This is a genomic window from Aquitalea sp. LB_tupeE, from assembly GCF_013391415.1.
Classification (GTDB): domain Bacteria; phylum Pseudomonadota; class Gammaproteobacteria; order Burkholderiales; family Chromobacteriaceae; genus Aquitalea.
Genome location: NZ_JACAXB010000020.1, coordinates 1 through 15,627, shown reverse-complemented (window position 1 = coordinate 15,627; position 15,627 = coordinate 1). Strand labels below are relative to the sequence as shown.

At 59.4% G+C, this 15,627-nt stretch carries 16 protein-coding genes; 7 read left to right on the top strand and 9 right to left on the bottom strand.

All coding sequences use genetic code 11. The features are described 5' to 3' along the window. Nucleotides 1–94: 94 nt before the first annotated feature. From mtgA to HWX34_RS11410, 3 genes are all read right to left on the bottom strand, one after another. Nucleotides 95–778 (bottom strand): monofunctional biosynthetic peptidoglycan transglycosylase, encoded by a 684-nt coding sequence (gene mtgA / locus HWX34_RS11420; RefSeq protein ID WP_178972354.1) that lies wholly within the window; start codon nucleotides 776–778, stop codon nucleotides 95–97. A gap of 4 nt (nucleotides 779–782) precedes the next feature. Beyond that, nucleotides 783–1,604, bottom strand: a complete 822-nt coding sequence (aroE, locus tag HWX34_RS11415) for a shikimate dehydrogenase (RefSeq protein WP_178972353.1) — start codon at nucleotides 1,602–1,604, stop codon at nucleotides 783–785. Between the two features lie 127 nt (nucleotides 1,605–1,731). Beyond that, a complete protein-coding gene (locus HWX34_RS11410) occupies nucleotides 1,732–2,184 on the bottom strand; it encodes a rhodanese-like domain-containing protein (RefSeq protein ID WP_178972352.1) in 453 nt (150 codons plus the stop codon). 279 nt (nucleotides 2,185–2,463) lie between these two features. Between HWX34_RS11410 and glnA the strand changes: the two genes are divergently transcribed. Further along, nucleotides 2,464–3,882 carry a type I glutamate--ammonia ligase gene (glnA, locus tag HWX34_RS11405; protein WP_045847615.1) on the top strand — a complete coding sequence of 473 codons (1,419 nt, stop codon included), beginning with the start codon at nucleotides 2,464–2,466 and terminating at the stop codon, nucleotides 3,880–3,882. A gap of 113 nt (nucleotides 3,883–3,995) precedes the next feature. On the opposite strand, the gene HWX34_RS11400 is transcribed toward glnA, so the two are convergent. Further along, complete coding sequence (locus HWX34_RS11400) at nucleotides 3,996–4,418, bottom strand: BLUF domain-containing protein (RefSeq protein ID WP_178972351.1); 423 nt, start codon at nucleotides 4,416–4,418, stop codon at nucleotides 3,996–3,998. Between the two features lie 267 nt (nucleotides 4,419–4,685). Here HWX34_RS11400 and HWX34_RS11395 point away from each other — a divergent pair, with 267 nt between their 5' ends. From HWX34_RS11395 to ntrC, 3 genes are all read left to right on the top strand, one after another. Next, a complete protein-coding gene (locus tag HWX34_RS11395; RefSeq protein ID WP_178972350.1) occupies nucleotides 4,686–5,171 on the top strand; it encodes a DUF4124 domain-containing protein in 486 nt (161 codons plus the stop codon). A gap of 100 nt (nucleotides 5,172–5,271) precedes the next feature. After that, nucleotides 5,272–6,327, top strand: a complete 1,056-nt coding sequence (gene glnL / locus HWX34_RS11390) for a nitrogen regulation protein NR(II) (RefSeq protein ID WP_178972349.1) — start codon at nucleotides 5,272–5,274, stop codon at nucleotides 6,325–6,327. A gap of 26 nt (nucleotides 6,328–6,353) precedes the next feature. Beyond that, a complete protein-coding gene (ntrC, locus tag HWX34_RS11385) occupies nucleotides 6,354–7,811 on the top strand; it encodes a nitrogen regulation protein NR(I) (protein WP_178972348.1) in 1,458 nt (485 codons plus the stop codon). 11 nt (nucleotides 7,812–7,822) lie between these two features. Here ntrC and HWX34_RS11380 read toward each other — a convergent pair whose 3' ends face one another. Further along, nucleotides 7,823–8,740, bottom strand: a complete 918-nt coding sequence (locus HWX34_RS11380; protein ID WP_178972347.1) for a LysR family transcriptional regulator — start codon at nucleotides 8,738–8,740, stop codon at nucleotides 7,823–7,825. Between the two features lie 110 nt (nucleotides 8,741–8,850). Between HWX34_RS11380 and metE the strand changes: the two genes are divergently transcribed. Continuing rightward, complete coding sequence (metE, locus tag HWX34_RS11375) at nucleotides 8,851–11,133, top strand: 5-methyltetrahydropteroyltriglutamate--homocysteine S-methyltransferase (protein WP_178972346.1); 2,283 nt, start codon at nucleotides 8,851–8,853, stop codon at nucleotides 11,131–11,133. 184 nt (nucleotides 11,134–11,317) lie between these two features. On the opposite strand, the gene HWX34_RS11370 is transcribed toward metE, so the two are convergent. The 3 genes from HWX34_RS11370 to HWX34_RS11360 all read right to left on the bottom strand — a co-directional run bounded on the left by HWX34_RS11370 (nucleotide 11,318) and on the right by HWX34_RS11360 (nucleotide 13,011). Beyond that, complete coding sequence (locus HWX34_RS11370) at nucleotides 11,318–11,785, bottom strand: histidine phosphatase family protein (protein ID WP_242673487.1); 468 nt, start codon at nucleotides 11,783–11,785, stop codon at nucleotides 11,318–11,320. A 159-nt stretch (nucleotides 11,786–11,944) separates the two neighbouring features. Continuing rightward, nucleotides 11,945–12,658: an LrgB family protein gene (locus HWX34_RS11365; protein WP_178972345.1), complete on the bottom strand. Its 714-nt coding sequence runs from the start codon at nucleotides 12,656–12,658 to the stop codon at nucleotides 11,945–11,947. Then, nucleotides 12,655–13,011, bottom strand: a complete 357-nt coding sequence (locus HWX34_RS11360; protein ID WP_178972344.1) for a CidA/LrgA family protein — start codon at nucleotides 13,009–13,011, stop codon at nucleotides 12,655–12,657. The genes HWX34_RS11365 and HWX34_RS11360 overlap by 4 nt, the downstream gene beginning before the upstream one ends. 172 nt (nucleotides 13,012–13,183) lie before the next feature. Here HWX34_RS11360 and HWX34_RS11355 point away from each other — a divergent pair, with 172 nt between their 5' ends. After that, nucleotides 13,184–13,705 (top strand): chorismate lyase, encoded by a 522-nt coding sequence (locus tag HWX34_RS11355; RefSeq protein WP_255496684.1) that lies wholly within the window; start codon nucleotides 13,184–13,186, stop codon nucleotides 13,703–13,705. Further along, nucleotides 13,702–14,574: a 4-hydroxybenzoate octaprenyltransferase gene (gene ubiA, locus HWX34_RS11350; RefSeq protein ID WP_178972342.1), complete on the top strand. Its 873-nt coding sequence runs from the start codon at nucleotides 13,702–13,704 to the stop codon at nucleotides 14,572–14,574. Before HWX34_RS11355 ends, ubiA begins: the two co-directional genes overlap by 4 nt. Nucleotides 14,575–15,163: 589 nt before the next feature. On the opposite strand, the gene HWX34_RS21110 is transcribed toward ubiA, so the two are convergent. Continuing rightward, nucleotides 15,164–15,627 (bottom strand): hypothetical protein (locus HWX34_RS21110; protein WP_218645152.1); only part of this gene is annotated, 464 nt, incomplete at its 5' end.

Here is a 15,627-nt window from a genome sequence, read left to right as displayed (position 1 = left end):
GTGCAATACCGCACCTTTTCGGTACGGCAGAACGGATAAACAGAGGCAGGATTGTAACATGAAGCCCCCTTCGCCTTCCAGCAAAGGGGGGATCTCAAGGCAGGTCGGCATAGGCCATCCGCCGCTGGATGATGCGGGTTTTCTTCATCAGGCCGCTGGCATTGCGATGTTCATCGTAATAGCGCGGATTGGGCACCATTGCCGCCAGCTTGGCTGCCTGACCGGCAGACAGCCGGGCAGCACTCGTATGGAAGTAATAGCGGGCGGCAGCTTCGGCTCCAAACACCCCGTTCCCCCACTCGATGACATTGAGGTAGATCTCGAAAATACGGCGCTTATCCAGCACCTTCTCCAGCATCACGGTAATGGCGGCTTCTTCCAACTTGCGCCATGGTGTTTTCTTGCTGGACAGAAACAGGTTCTTCGCCAATTGCTGGCTGATGGTGGAGCCACCAGCCACAATGCGACCCTGCTTCAGGTTCTTTTCAAAAGCAGCCTCGATGCCATCCCAGTCAAACCCTTCGTGATCGGCAAACTTGGCATCTTCCGCGGCAATCAGCGCCCGTTTCAGATTGGGGGAAATCTGGGCGTACGGCACCCACTTCTGCCGCAATTCAGCCTCGGGGTCGTCTTCCTGCAACTTGGCCAACTGCTCGTTCATGAAGGCACTGGCGGCAGGGTTATGACTGCGCCAGTACACGATGTGACCGAAAATCCACAGGTTGTACAACACAATGGCGGCCACCAGGACCGCCATGATCTTCAAAATGAGCCGCATCAAATCAGGCCAGCACTTCTCGCAGCATATTGGTGACCTTGCGCGTATCCGGTTTTACACCACGCCAGATATGGAAGGACTCGGCAGCCTGCTCCACCAGCATGCCCAGGCCATCGGCCAGCATGCCGGCGTTTTCGCTTTGCGCACGTTTCAGGAAAGGGGTGAGACCCTTGCTGTACACCATGTCGTAAGCCAGGGTGCGGGCGGTGAAGATGTTGGCCGGCAGCGGCGGAATTTCGTTGTGCAAGCTGGTGGAAGTACCGTTGATGATGATGTCGAAGGTTTTGCCTTCCAGTGCCTCGTAGCCACTAGCCACCACTTCACCCCAGGGTGCGAAATGGTGGGCAATGGATTCCGCCTTGATCAGGGTCCGGTTGGCAATGGTCACCTTGGCCGGTTTCTGCTCCAGAATGGGTTCCAGCACGCCGCGCACGGCACCGCCAGCCCCCAGAATCAGGATGCTTTTGCCTTCCATCGGGAAATCGAGGTTTTCCACGATATCGCGGACCAGACCGACACCGTCGGTATTGTCGCCATATACTTTGCCATCGCGGAAAGTCAGGGTGTTAACGGCTTCGGCGGCGCGGGCCCGTTCGGTGACTTCCTGAGCCATGCGGAAGGCATCCCCTTTGAACGGCAAGGTGACGTTCAGGCCCAGGCCACCATTTTGTACAAACTGGCCAACCACTTCGTTGAATTTGTCCAGCTCGGCAAACAGCTTTTCATATTGCACTGCTTCGCCAGTGGCACGAGCGAATTCGCTGTGAATGAACGGCGACTGGCTATGGGAAACGGGGTTACCGATAACGGCGTAACGGTTGGTCATGATCAGCTTTCTTGGATTCCTGTGGTGCTACCGCATCGTGCGGTTCATCTGCTGAGGTAGCACTTTGCCGTGTAAAGTCATAAACATCAACCGGTCAATACCCCTGTCCCAACAAATCCGCCCTGCTTCAGCCTTGCACCCACGGCAAGCCATGGGCTTTCCAGCCATTAAGCACGCCGCGATGTTCGTGGGCATCCTTGTCGCCCTCAAAGCCCTCCATCACGTTGTATACACGGGTATATCCGGCGGCGGCGGCCTGCACGGCTGCCTCATGAGAGCGCACGCCGCTGCGGCACATCAATAGCAGCAAAGCCTGCTTGTCCACTGCGCCCTGCAATTGCGCAAGAAACTGCGCATTAGGCTGCATGCCGGGAAAACTGCGCAGTTCGATCCGCAATGCACCAGGAACCACACCAACAAATTGCCACTCTGCCGCGCTACGTACGTCCACCAGCACGGTGCCTTCCACTTGCTGAATCAGGTAATACGCTTCGGTAGGCGTCAGGGCTCCCTGATAAGTCAATTGCTGACTGACGGCACGTTCTGCAGCGTTTTGCAGGATCTTGACTGTTTGTTCCATAAGCTACCTTTCTTTGTAACGGGGCCGTGCCACACTATGGTGCGCAGGGCCTGCATGGATGGTGACGTTGCCGGCACAAGGTGGCGCACCAAGATGAAGCAAATGCACCCATGACTGTTCCATTTTGGTGCAAAACTTACGACTGGCAGGACCGAACACCCTGTGACACAATGATTGAATTAGCGTTCTTAGCCTGGCACGCTTCATGCTTCAAGCAAAGCGTACCATCTTTATCAAGCAATATTGCTTTCGATGCACGTTGCCTTTAGGAGAACATTCATGGCGGTTGCAGACGTAGTCAAGCTGATTCAAGAAAACGACGTCAAGTTCGTAGACCTGCGTTTTACTGATACCCGTGGTAAAGAACAACACGTTACCATTCCGGCACACGTGCTGCTGGAAGATGCTGACGAGTGGTTCGAGCGCGGCCACGCTTTTGATGGTTCCTCCATTGCTGGCTGGAAAGGCATTCAAGCCTCCGACATGCTGCTGATGGCTGACCCGGCTACCGCCAAGATTGACCCCTTCTTTGACGAACCGACCGTATTCATGTCTTGTGACGTGATCGACCCGGCCGACGGCAAGGGCTACGACCGCGACCCGCGCTCCATCGCCAAGCGCGCTGAAGCTTACCTGAAGGCATCCGGCCTGGGCGACACCGCCTACTTTGGTCCGGAACCGGAATTCTTCGTATTCGACAGCATCACCTGGGGCACCGACATGTCCGGTTGCTTCGTGAAGATCAAGTCCGAAGAAGCTGCCTGGGCCTCCGCTGAAGAATTCGAAGGTGGCAACACCGGTCACCGTCCGGGCGTGAAGGGTGGTTACTTCCCGGTTCCGCCGGTTGACTCCGCACAAGACCTGCGTTCTGCCATGGTTCTGCTGCTGGAAGAACTGGGCGTGCCGGTTGAAGTGCACCACCACGAAGTGGCTACTGCCGGCCAGATGGAAATCGGTACCAAGTTCAGCACCCTGACCCAACGTGCCGACTGGACCCAGATCCTGAAATACGTGGTTCAGAACGTAGCGCACAGCTACGGCAAGACCGCTACCTTCATGCCCAAGCCCATCGTTGGTGACAACGGTTCCGGCATGCACGTTCACCAGTCCATCTGGAAAGACGGCAAAAACCTGTTTGCTGGCGACGGCTATGCCGGTCTGTCCGACACTGCCCTGTACTACATCGGCGGTATCATCAAGCACGCCAAGGCACTGAATGCCATCACCAACCCGGGTACCAACTCCTACAAGCGTCTGGTTCCGCACTATGAAGCTCCGGTAAAACTGGCTTATTCCGCCAAGAACCGTTCTGCTTCCATCCGTATCCCGCACGTGGCCAATCCTAAGGCTCGTCGTATCGAGGCGCGCTTCCCGGATCCGCTGGCTAACCCGTACCTGTGCTTCTCCGCACTGCTGATGGCCGGTCTGGATGGTATCCAGAACAAGATTCACCCGGGCGATGCTGCTGACAAGAACCTGTACGACCTGCCGCCGGAAGAAGACAAGCTGATCCCGACCGTGTGCGCCAGCCTGGACGAAGCCCTGGCTGCCCTGGACGCAGACCGCGACTTCCTGACCCGTGGCGGTGTGTTCTCCAACGAATGGATCGACGCCTACATCGAACTGAAGATGCAGGAAGTGAACCTGACCCGCATGACTACCCACCCGGTAGAATTTGCAATGTACTACTCGCTGTAATCAGGCCTTTGGCGTCCACGGACGCCTTGCCGGATACAGAAAACCCGCGCAAGCACTGCTTGTGCGGGTTTTTTCATGCCAATGCGCTACCCCCGCACGACCACCGGATTCACTCAGCCCGGCAGCTCGGCAAACACCTTGAGCATGGCCAGGCCATCTTGCGGCGTAACAACCAACTGGCTGACGTCGAATTCCGGATCAAACACCGGGGCAAACTGGGGAAACTTTGCCAGCGCCGCGGGCTGCGGAACATGGAACCCCATATACCACTGAGCAAACTCGCGTTGTTTGCACTCATTGTAAAACAAGGATTCCACCTGATGATGGCGCGGGTCCCGGCTGATTCTCCTGAAAGCCGCATCCACCACGCCAGCCTCCCCTTCCAGCAGCTGCAAGAAACAGCCATCGCGGTACAGCAACAGACCGGTGATCTGGCTGGCCTGATTATTGGCCACGGACTTGTCCAGGATTGCCGTCAAATCAGCAGGCGACAGTGCCGAGGTAGCCTTGCTGGAATAAAGCAACTGAATCAGCATGGGCAGGCTTTCACTAAAGTGACAAGCTGACGGCCTGAACGAATGACTGCAAACATTTCCTCATTACCTTCTGCATGGAGACCGGATAGCAAATACAGGCACACGCCATGCCATTGGCACGACGTGAACCCCGTGCGCATGATGACACAGACAGCAGATGTACGACATGCTGGCCGCAGCACTGTTGTCATGCAGATGTGACGCGCGCCAGCCTTTTGCTTATCATAGCGTCACGTCCACCCGTTTTCACCGCTGATGCCCGCTATCATGAAAACCCTTGCTTTCTGCCTGCTGCTGACTTGTGGTCTGGCCCATGCCGAGGTGTACAAATACATCGACGCCAATGGCAATGTCACCTTCACCAATGTGCCGATCAAGGGCGCCAAGCCCATGCACCTGGCACCGCTGTCCACCTATGGCGGCAGTGGCAGCGGCAAGGGCAAGGCGGCCGCCAGCGGCAAATCTGCCTCCACCCCGGATGGTTACCCCAGCGTGGATAACGGCACCCAGACCAAGCGCGACGAAGGCCGCCGCAAGATTCTGGAAAACGAACTGGCTAACGAACAAAAAGCCCTGGCCGATGCGCAAAAGGCTTACACCGATGGCGCAGCCACCCGCAACGGGGATGAAACCCGCAACTACCAGAAATATCTGGACCGGGTGCAAAAACTGAAAGACGCCGTGACCGAGCGTCAGAAGAATGTAGATGCATTACGCCGCGAACTGGGGCAATCTTCATCATCTGCACAATAATGGTGCATCATTAAGGCCGATTTCGTGCATATGCGGTGCTCTGGCTTGGCGTACTTATTGCTAATGGTCAGATGCACAGCCTTATCCGATTCGGAGCACCATGAACTCGCCCAGCTTTGCCGGTCTGGATTTACTCGACACCCCGGTCCTGATCACCCATGCCGATGGCAAACTCGAATTTGCCAATCCCGCCTGTGAAAACCTGCTGGCCATAGGCCGGCGTGAGTTGCTACGGCACTCGCTGTTCGAGTTACTGCAAGACAGCCCCGCCCTGCGCCAGGCATTGGCTACCGCATTACAACACAACTCCAGCTATATCGAGCACGATCTCGAACTGCGCACGCCACATGGCGAGCAGCCGCTGCATATTGCCCTGTCAGTCACGCCGATTGACGCAGAAGGGAGGCTGGCGCTGGTCGAGCTGCGACCACTGGATCAACAACTGAAAATTGCCAATGAAGAGCGGCTTTTGCTGCAACAACAGGCTAATCGGGAGCTGATTCGTAACCTCGCACATGAAATCAAGAACCCGCTGGGGGGAATCCGCGGCGCGGCCCAGTTGCTGGAGCATGAGCTGTCCGACCGGCCGGAGCTGAAGGAATACACCGAAGTCATCCAGGAAGAAGCCCTGCGCCTGCAATCGCTGGTAGACCGCCTGCTGGCCCCGCACCGCCGTCATGTACGCAGCGAAATCAATATCCACGAAGTGCTGGAGCGGGTGCGCAGCATTGCCCTGGCCGAGTATCCACAAGGCCTCATCATTCGTCGTGACTACGACACCAGCCTGCCGCATATGGTGGCGGACAAGGAACAGCTGATCCAGGTGGTGCTCAATATCGTCAAGAACGCGGTACAGGCGATGAAGGCCAAAGGCGAGGTGATTTTGCGCACCCGCGTCGCCCGCCAGGTCACCCTGGCACGGAAGCGTCACGTGCTGGCATTAAAATTGCAGATTGTCGACAACGGTCCCGGTATTCCGGAAGAAATCAGGGATCACATTTTTTATCCCCTGGTCACCGGACGTGCCGAAGGTACCGGCCTGGGACTGACACTGGCCCAGGCGTATGTACACCAGCACGGCGGCAGCATCGAATTTGAATCCCGCCCCGGCCAGACCTGCTTTACCGTGATGCTGCCCTTCAGCAACACGGACTGAACCCCATTACAGAAACGAGGGCTGCTATGAATAACCCGGTGTGGATCATTGATGACGACAAGGCCATCCGCTGGGTCCTGGAAAAGGCACTCGGCCGCAGTGGCATCGGCTTTGACAGTTTTTCCAGCGCCGACGATGCCCTGAATGCCCTGTACGACAATACCCCGCGCGTTATCATTTCCGACATCCGCATGCCCGGCACCGATGGTTTGAAATTCCTCTCCCGGGTCAAGGCCGATCATCCGCAGCTGCCGGTCATCATCATGACTGCGCACTCCGACCTGGACTCGGCAGTGGCTGCCTTCCAGGGCGGTGCGTTCGAGTACCTGCCCAAGCCCTTTGATGTCGACCAGGCTGTGCAGCTGATCGAGCGTGCCCTGGCCGAGAGCAATAGCCAGATCGAAGCCACCGGCGGCGTGGAAGCCATGCCGGTGCTGCTAGGCCAGGCCCCCGCCATGCAAGACGTGTTCCGCGCGATTGGCCGCTTGTCGCAATCCCACGTCACCGTGCTGATTACCGGCGAGTCCGGTACCGGCAAGGAACGGGTGGCTGAAGCACTGCACCGCCATTCAGTGCGTTCCAGCAAGCCTTTCATTGCCTTGAATACCGCAGCCATTCCCAAGGACTTGCTGGAATCCGAACTGTTCGGCCACGAAAAAGGTGCGTTTACCGGTGCGCTGGCTACCCGACGTGGCCGTTTTGAAGAGGCGGAAGGCGGCACGCTGTTTCTGGATGAAATCGGCGACATGCCCACCGAGCTGCAAACCCGCTTGCTGCGTGTGCTGTCGGACGGACATTTTTACCGCGTGGGCGGCCATGTGCCGATCAAGGCTAATGTGCGGGTGATAGCCGCCACGCACCAGAACCTGGAAGACCGTGTCAAACGGGGGCTGTTCCGTGAGGACTTGTTCCACCGCCTGAACGTGATCCGCCTGCGTCTGCCGCCCTTGCGCGAACGGCGCGAGGACATCCCCTTGCTGACCCGCCACTTCCTGGCCAAAAGCGCCAGCAGTCTGGGCGTTGAGCCCAAGCGCCTGACCGAAGCCGCCATGGAAGTCATCAAGTTCCACAGCTTTACCGGTAATGTGCGTGAACTGGAAAACCTGTGTCAGTGGATTACCGTGATGGCCCCGGGCCAGCAGGTGGAAGTGGGCGACTTGCCCGCCGAACTGCGTGAACCGGAAACCCTTACCCCGGCCACAGACAGTGAGGGCAGCCCGGTGGTCAGCAGTGCCGTACACGTGGTGGACTGGACGCTGGGCCTGGCCGAAGAAGTGGCACGCCGCCTGCGCGCCGGAGAAGTCGGCATCATCGACGACCTCACGCGCCGCTTTGAGGAAAGCTGCATCCGCACCGGGCTGGCCCATACCGGGGGCCGCAAGGTGGAAGCCGCCCATCTGCTGGGCTGGGGCCGCAACACCCTGACCCGCAAGATTCAGGAACTGGGCATGGAAGGGCATGATGAACATGCCGACCATGTCTAGGCACTGACTGACTAGCCAGCCAAAACGGTAAGGCCGGGGAGCGTGGCAAAGCTGCGCTCCCGCACTGTGGCCAGAAAATCCTGCATGAAGGCAAGCGCTGCATCCTCGCTGCGTACCGCCGCATACAACTCGCTGCGCAGGCCCCCATCGCCAATGGTGCGCGCCACCACATAGCCCTTTTCCAGATAAGGCCGAACTGCCCAGTACGGCAAGGCTGCCACACCACGGCGACTGGCCACCAGCTGGATGATGGCCACCGTCAGCTCGCTGCTGCGTCGTGGCGGATTCACCCCGGCGGGCAACAATACCTTGCGCCACAAATCCAGCATGTCATCCGGTACCGGGTACTGGATCAGCGTTTCACCGGCGAAATCCGCCGCCTGCCATATTTTCTTTTCTGCCAGCGGATGATCCCGCGCCACGATGCCCACCATTTCGTAGGCAAACAAGGGGTGGTGCACCACACCGGCTTGCGGCTCCATTTCCGACACGATGGCCAGGTCCGCCCTTTGGGTCAGCAGCAGGCTGACCGGGTCGGCATGAAAACCGGACACGATGTCCAACTCCACCGCCGGCCAATGCTGGCGGTAGCTGTCCATGGCCGGCATCAGCCAGTCAAAACAGGTGTGACATTCCACCGCCACGCGCAACTCACCGGCATCCCCTTCGCGAATGCGCGCCACATCCCGCTCCGCCGCAGCCACACGGCCCAGCAACTCATGCGCCAACGTCAGCAGCCGCTCCCCCGCCAGGGTAAAGCGCAGCGGCTGGCTTTTACGCTCGAACAGCGGCTGTTGATAGTAAGCCTCCAGCTGCTTCAGTTGATGCGACAAGGCAGACTGGGTGAGAAACACCCGCTCTGCCGCCAGCGACACGCTGCCGGTTTCCTGCAAGGCGAGCAGGGTACGCAAGTGACGCAACTCCAACATGATTGACCTGCCTGTTCATGAAAATAATTAATTCAAATCGACAAAATTATGCGTTTTAATCATACAACAAAAACCACCATGCTGGAGCCACTGACAACAAGGAGCCCCGCATGACCACCCTGCACCTGGCCGGTTTTCCCCGTATCGGCGCCAAACGTGAACTGAAATTCCTGCTGGAAAACTACTGGCAGGGACAAATTGACCAACAGGCACTGCAACAGGGAGCGCGTGAACTGCGCCAACGCCACTGGCTGCTGCAAAAGGGGGCGGGCATCACCCTGTCGCCACTGGGGGACTTCTCCTTGTACGACCATGTGCTGGATACGCAGATTCTGGTGGGAGCCACCCCGCCCCGCTTCGGCTTTGACGCTGCCAATCTCAGCCTGGATCAGTATTTCCAGCTGGCACGCGGCAACCAGCAGCAGCCCGCGCAGGAAATGACCAAATGGTTTGATACCAACTACCACTATCTGGTACCGGAATGGCATGCCGACACCCGCTTTACCGCCAATCCGGCCGCCTTGCTAAGCCAACTGGCCGAGGCACGGGCACTGGGCATCCACACCAAGCCGGTGTTGATCGGCCCGGTCAGCCTGCTGTGGCTGGGCAAATGCAAAGGTGGGGAGTTTGACCGGCTGCAACTGCTGCCCGCGCTGCTGGCCTGCTATGAACAGATCCTGCAGCAACTGGCCGCAGCCGGCGTGAGTTGGGTACAGCTGGACGAACCCATCCTGGCGCTGGACCTGCCCGCCGACTGGCTGCAGGCCATCACCACCGCCTACCAGCAATTGGGCAGCATAGCGCTGAACATTATGCTGGCCACCTATTTTGGCAGCGTTGCCGGCCATGCCGAGCTACTCACCGCCCTGCCGGTCGCCGGCCTGCATCTGGACCTGGTGCGCGCACCGGAGCAGTTGTCGGCTTTTACCGCGCATTGGCCCGCCGACAAGATTCTTTCCGCGGGAATTGTCGATGGGCGCAATATCTGGCGCAGCAATTTGTCGGCCCGGCTGGAACAGCTGGAGACCGTGGCCGGACAACTGGGTGATCGACTGTGGCTGGCCCCCAGTTGCTCGCTATTGCACTGCCCGGTAGATGCCGCGGCCGAAACCACCATGGATGCAGACATCCGCAGCTGGCTGGCTTTTTCCGTACAAAAGCTGAACGAGCTGAAGCTGCTGCAGCGCGGGTTGAAACAGGGCCGCAGCAGCATCGTGCATGAGCTGCAGGCCAGCGACCATGTGCAAGCCCTGCGCCGAAACAGCCCGTTGATTCATCGCCCGGCAGTGCAGGACAGGCTGACCACCTTGCCGTCGGGTGCCGATCAACGCCGCAGCCCCTTCGCCAGCCGGGCCAAGCAGCAACAGGACTGGCTGCAGCTCCCGCTGTTGCCCACCACAACTATCGGTTCCTTTCCGCAAACCTCCAGCATCCGCAGCGCCCGCGCCGCCTTCAAACGCGGGGAACTGTCCGCCAGCGACTATCAACAAGCCATGCAGCAGGACATCGCCCTGGCCATACGCCGTCAGGAAGCACTGGGCCTGGATGTACTGGTACACGGCGAGGCAGAGCGCAACGACATGGTGGAATACTTTGGTGAACAGCTGGATGGCTTTGTGTTTACCCAGCTGGGTTGGGTGCAAAGCTATGGCAGCCGCTGCGTCAAGCCCCCCATCATCGTGGGGGATGTGGCACGGCCACAGGCCATGACCGTTAACTGGGCCGTCTACGCGCAAAGCCTGACGCAGCGCCCGGTGAAAGGCATGCTGACCGGGCCGGTCACCTTGCTGCAATGGAGCTTTGTCCGCGACGACCTGCCGCGCAGCACGGTATGCAAGCAAATTGCCCTGGCCTTGAATGAAGAAGTACTGGAACTGGAAAATGCCGGCATCCGCATCATCCAGATTGACGAGCCCGCCATCCGCGAAGGCCTGCCACTGAAAAAGGCCGAACAGGCAGACTACCTGCGCTGGGCGGGTGAAGCCTTCCGGCTATGCAGCTGGCGGCTGGATGACAGCACGCAGATTCACACCCATATGTGTTACTCGGCTTTTGGCGATATCCTGCCGCAAATTGCCGCCCTGGATGCAGACGTGATCACCATCGAAACATCGCGTTCGGACATGGCGCTGTTGCAGGATTTTGCCCAGTTCCATTATCCCAACCAGATCGGCCCCGGCGTATACGACATCCACAGCCCACGCACACCAGGCGCCGACGAAATGACGGCGCTGCTGGAGAAAGCCTTGCAAGTGATTCCGGCAGAGTGCCTGTGGGTCAACCCGGATTGCGGCCTGAAAACCCGCAGCTGGCCGGAAGTGGAAGCCGCACTGCAACGCATGGTGGCTGTAGCAAAAAACCTGCGCCAACAGCTGGCTGCTACCGCGTGCTGACCGCCATCTATTGCATTTAGTGAAAAGTATTTCTAGTATTCACTTACCAAGACTCTCTCAGGGCCCACCCCGGCCCGCTTGGTACCCGCTGATCAAGGGCTCCTTCGGGAGCCCTCTTTTTTTGTGCAGTAAAGAATAAAAAACCGCCCAACAGGCGGTTTTCTTTCCAAAACAAGCAACAAGCTCATTCATTTGGCGTCAGCATGCCTGGCGTCATCATCACCTTCAGCCGCACTTGCTCCAGATCGTGGCGCACGCGATGGCTCAACCACCACACCGCGCCTTTCTTGACGCTCCACAACAAAGGCTGCTCGCCCAGCAACTGGGCAGACAAGCGACCGATATAGGGCTGATGGCCCACCAGCACAATGGTTTTGCCTGCTTCAGGCCAGTTGACCGCCTGCATCACCGCCTCGATCGAGGCATCCGGGTTCAGTTCCGGCAGCACGGTATAACGCTTGCTCAGCAATGCAGCGGTCTGCTGCGAGCGCTTGGCTTCCGATGCCAGCAAGATGAAATCGCGCGGCAGGCGATCACGCAACCACGCAGCCATCTGGCTGGCCTGTTGCTGGCCGCGACGCGTCAGCGCACGCGCCAGATCATCCGAGCCCTCTTCCGCTTCAGCATGACGCCATAGAATCAGATCCATCATTCACCTCCGTTATTGTTGTTGGTGCGACATCCGGGCAAGGCCAAACCGCCTTGCGGTATCGCACGACATGCCTCTATCCCAGGACATGACAGCAGACCGGCAGCCTACACCAGGCGTGTGTCAGCTGCATGTCGGACAAACACCTAGCCGGCCCCGGGCCTAGTGCAGCAACGGGGCCAGCACGGGCACCAGAATGGCCGTCACCACACCATTCAGCCCCATGGCGAGGCCAGCAAAGGCACCCGCCGTTTCCGACAACTGAAACACCCTGGCCGTGCCGATGCCGTGGGCGGAAATTCCGGTTGCCGTCCCCAGCACCATGTCATCGCGCAAGCCCAGCAGATTGAACAAGGGTTTGACGATGACCGCACCGAAAATGCCGGACAAAATCACGAACATGGCGGACAACTCCGGAATGCCGCCAATGCCCTGCGACACGCTCATGGCAATGGGCGTGGTAACGGCACGGGTGGTGAGCGACAGCAATACCTGCTGCGGCAATTGCAGCAGCCAGCCCACCCCCACCGCACTGACAATCCCTACCAACCCACCAAACCCGATGGTGATGGCCAGGGGGCCGGCGGCACGCTTCAGCCGCGACAGATTGCCATACAGCGGCACGGCCAGTGCCACTGTGGCCGGGCCAAGCAGCATCTGCACCATCACCCCGCCCTTCATGTAATCGCGGTAACTGGTGCCGGTGGCCAACAGCCAGGCCAGCAGCAGCAATACACCGATCAGCACCGGATTGGACAAGGGATGTCCTTTGCAGCGGCGGTTGAACAATACCGCCAGCTTGTAAGCCAGCAAGGTGACAAACACGCCGGTCAGGGGAGAAGTGCGGAGCACGCTCAGCGCAGCATCGGTATTCATGCGCCCTCCTGGTGTCGATGGCGCGCCAGCAGCAGCTTGAGCAACAGGCCGGGCAGCAGCAGGGTCAGCGTGGTGGACAACACCAGCACCACAATCAACTGCCAGCCAAAACCGGCCAGCACGTCACGGTAGGCCAGCACGGCAGCCCCGGCCGGAATGAACAGCAGTGACAGGTGCGACAGAAAACGCGGCACATTCAGCTTCATGCTTTCCGGTACGGATTTGCGCAAGGCCAGCGTGGCAAACAGCAACAGCATGCCCAGCACCGGGCCAGGCAAGGGCAGCGAGAAAGTGCGGCTGATCAGTTCTCCAGCCAGCTGGTAGCCTACCAGCCACAACAGGGTTTCTATCATGATCGTCATTCCGCTTGCGGCAACAGGGCTGACACAAGTCCGGCAAAGGGCAAGAACAGGGGCTTTCATCATACCTGCCGCAGCCCTGCGGTGAAATAAACAGGCAAGCGTATTGTCGTATTACAGGCGACAAACAGGACAAGCATCGTCCTGCTTTGGCATAATGCGCGCCATGATCGAGGATTCCCACTGGCTGCCGCAGCCGCCCGCCCTCTCCCCGGCCCTGCTCGGCTTTGTCACCGAGCCCGGCTCGCTCACCGAAAGGCTGCTGGCCACCGGCCACCGCTTTGCGGTGCAACCGCTCAGCCAGGGCAGCAGCCCGGCCCATGCCGATGAACCCGCCCTGCTGGGCATCGCCCCGGACGAACAACTGTATGCCCGCCATGTGCTGCTGACGCTGGACGAGGTGCCAGTCGTTTATGCGCGCAGCATCGCCCGGCTGGACTGCCCGGTATGGCAGCCGATTCTGGACCGGGGCAGCCGTTCGCTCGGCTTCACCCTGTTTGGCGGCCTGCCACAGCTGCAACGCGCCCCCCTGCATTACCGGCAACTGGACCGCAACCATCCGCTACACCAGGCCAGTACAGCCCAGGCCGACAGCCTGAGCGCCCGCCGCTGCCGTTTTGTGCTGGATGACGCCCCCATGGTGGTATGCGAGGTGTTCCTGCCCGCACTGAAAGACTTTGCCCGATGACACTGCACGCCCTGAAAGACCGCTACACCGTTTATAAGCAGCTGATGCGCATGGACAAGCCCATCGGCACCCTGCTGCTGCTGTGGCCAACCCTGTGGGGGCTGTGGATCGCCGGTAACGGCAAGCCGGACCCGCTGGTGGTGCTGATTTTCGTGGTCGGCACCTTTCTGATGCGTTCCGCCGGCTGTGTCATCAACGACTATGCCGACCGCCACTACGACATGCATGTGGAGCGCACCAGCCAGCGTCCGTTTGCCCGTGGCGCGGTGACCGAGCGCGAAGCCCTGCTGCTGGCGCTGGTGCTGGCCATTCTCTCTTTCCTGCTGATCTTGCCACTCAACCAGCTGACCTGGCTGATGAGCGTGCCAGCGGTTTTCGTCGCTGCCAGCTATCCCTTCACCAAGCGCTTCTTCCCCATGCCACAGGCGTATCTGGGCATTGCCTTCTCATTTGGCATTCCCATGGCCTTTGCCGCGCTCAACAATCAGGTCCCTGCGCTGGCCTGGCTGCTGCTGCTGGCCAATGCTTTCTGGACCGTCGCTTACGATACCGCCTATGCCATGGCCGACAAGCCGGATGACCTGAAGATCGGCATCAAGACCTCAGCCATCACCTTTGGCGACCACGACGTCACCGGCATCATGTTATGCCATGCCGTATTCATCAGCATGATGGCCGGCATCGGCCTGCACCTGGGCCTGGGCTGGCCGTTATTTGCCGCGCTGGCTATCAGCCTGGGTTTGATTGCCAAGCAGTATCTGGAAATCCGCACCCGCGACCGAGGGCTGTGTTTCAAGGCTTTTCTGGACAACAACCGGGTTGGCGCGGTGCTGATGGCGGGGATTGTGCTGAGTTATCTGTTGAAGTGATGGGGTAGCCAGATGGTGGGCGCTCAAAGTAAAAACAGGCTTTGCCTCCGCTCTCACGGTTGCCGCCACAGAGTGAAAACAGGCGCTGCATCCGCTCAAGCGGATGATGATTTACATGCCGCTTCCGCGCGGCAAACGGGAAGGAGGGCTTGCCTGGCCAAACCCTCCTTCACCTCCAAGGCCACCCCGCAAGCATGGCCTGCGGCTGCCCGACAGGGCCCGTCCGGTGCGAGGCACGCCTGAACTCGCGATTTGCTAACGTCAAATCGCTCAGACAGGGCAGGCGCTTAAGACCTCGCCCCGGCCACCCGTCGGCATGCTTGACGGGGCCAAGGGTGGCGTCGGTGCGGTGGTTATCTAATCAAGAAGGCCTGTCTAAGCTGCCCCTGCCCCATCAGCGCGCACCAACTCAGACGTGCCGCCCTGTGCGTAGTGCGGAAGCCCCAGCCTTACCTGGTCGTTCCGCCGCAGCTGGTCCAGCGCCAAATAAAATCCCAAAAACAGCACAGTCATTTTCTGCTCTGACACATTTGTCGGAGCCGCCCCGGTCCCGTCAGCGCGAGCCGACGCAGGCGTGCTGCCCAAGGTTTTAAGCGGCTGCATGTTTGAGCGCCGTGACGGTAGCACGGTGCGAGTTCAGCCGCGCCTTGGGCGGTGCGGCTGGGGCGGGAATTCGACGCGCTGCGGGTCGCCTTTTCTTTGGGTACTTTCTTTTGGCGAAGCAAAAGTAAAGTACCTCGCCAGCGGGGCGAGACCCGCAATTTGGTTTTTCCTTTGATTTTAAAAGGGAAATCTGTAATAAAAGTCCGCTCACACGGATGATATTTGACCTTGCCGCTTCCGCGCGGCGAACGGGAAAGAGGGCTTGCCTGGCCAAGCCCTCCTTCACCTCCAAGGCCACCCTAGCAAGCATGGCCTGCGGCTGCCCTCCTGGACCCGACCAGGGCGAGGCGCGGCTGAACTCGCGATTTGCTAACGTCAAATCGCTCAGACATTGCAGACGCTTAACACCTCGCCCCGGCCAGCCGTCGGCATGCTTGACGGGGCCAAGGG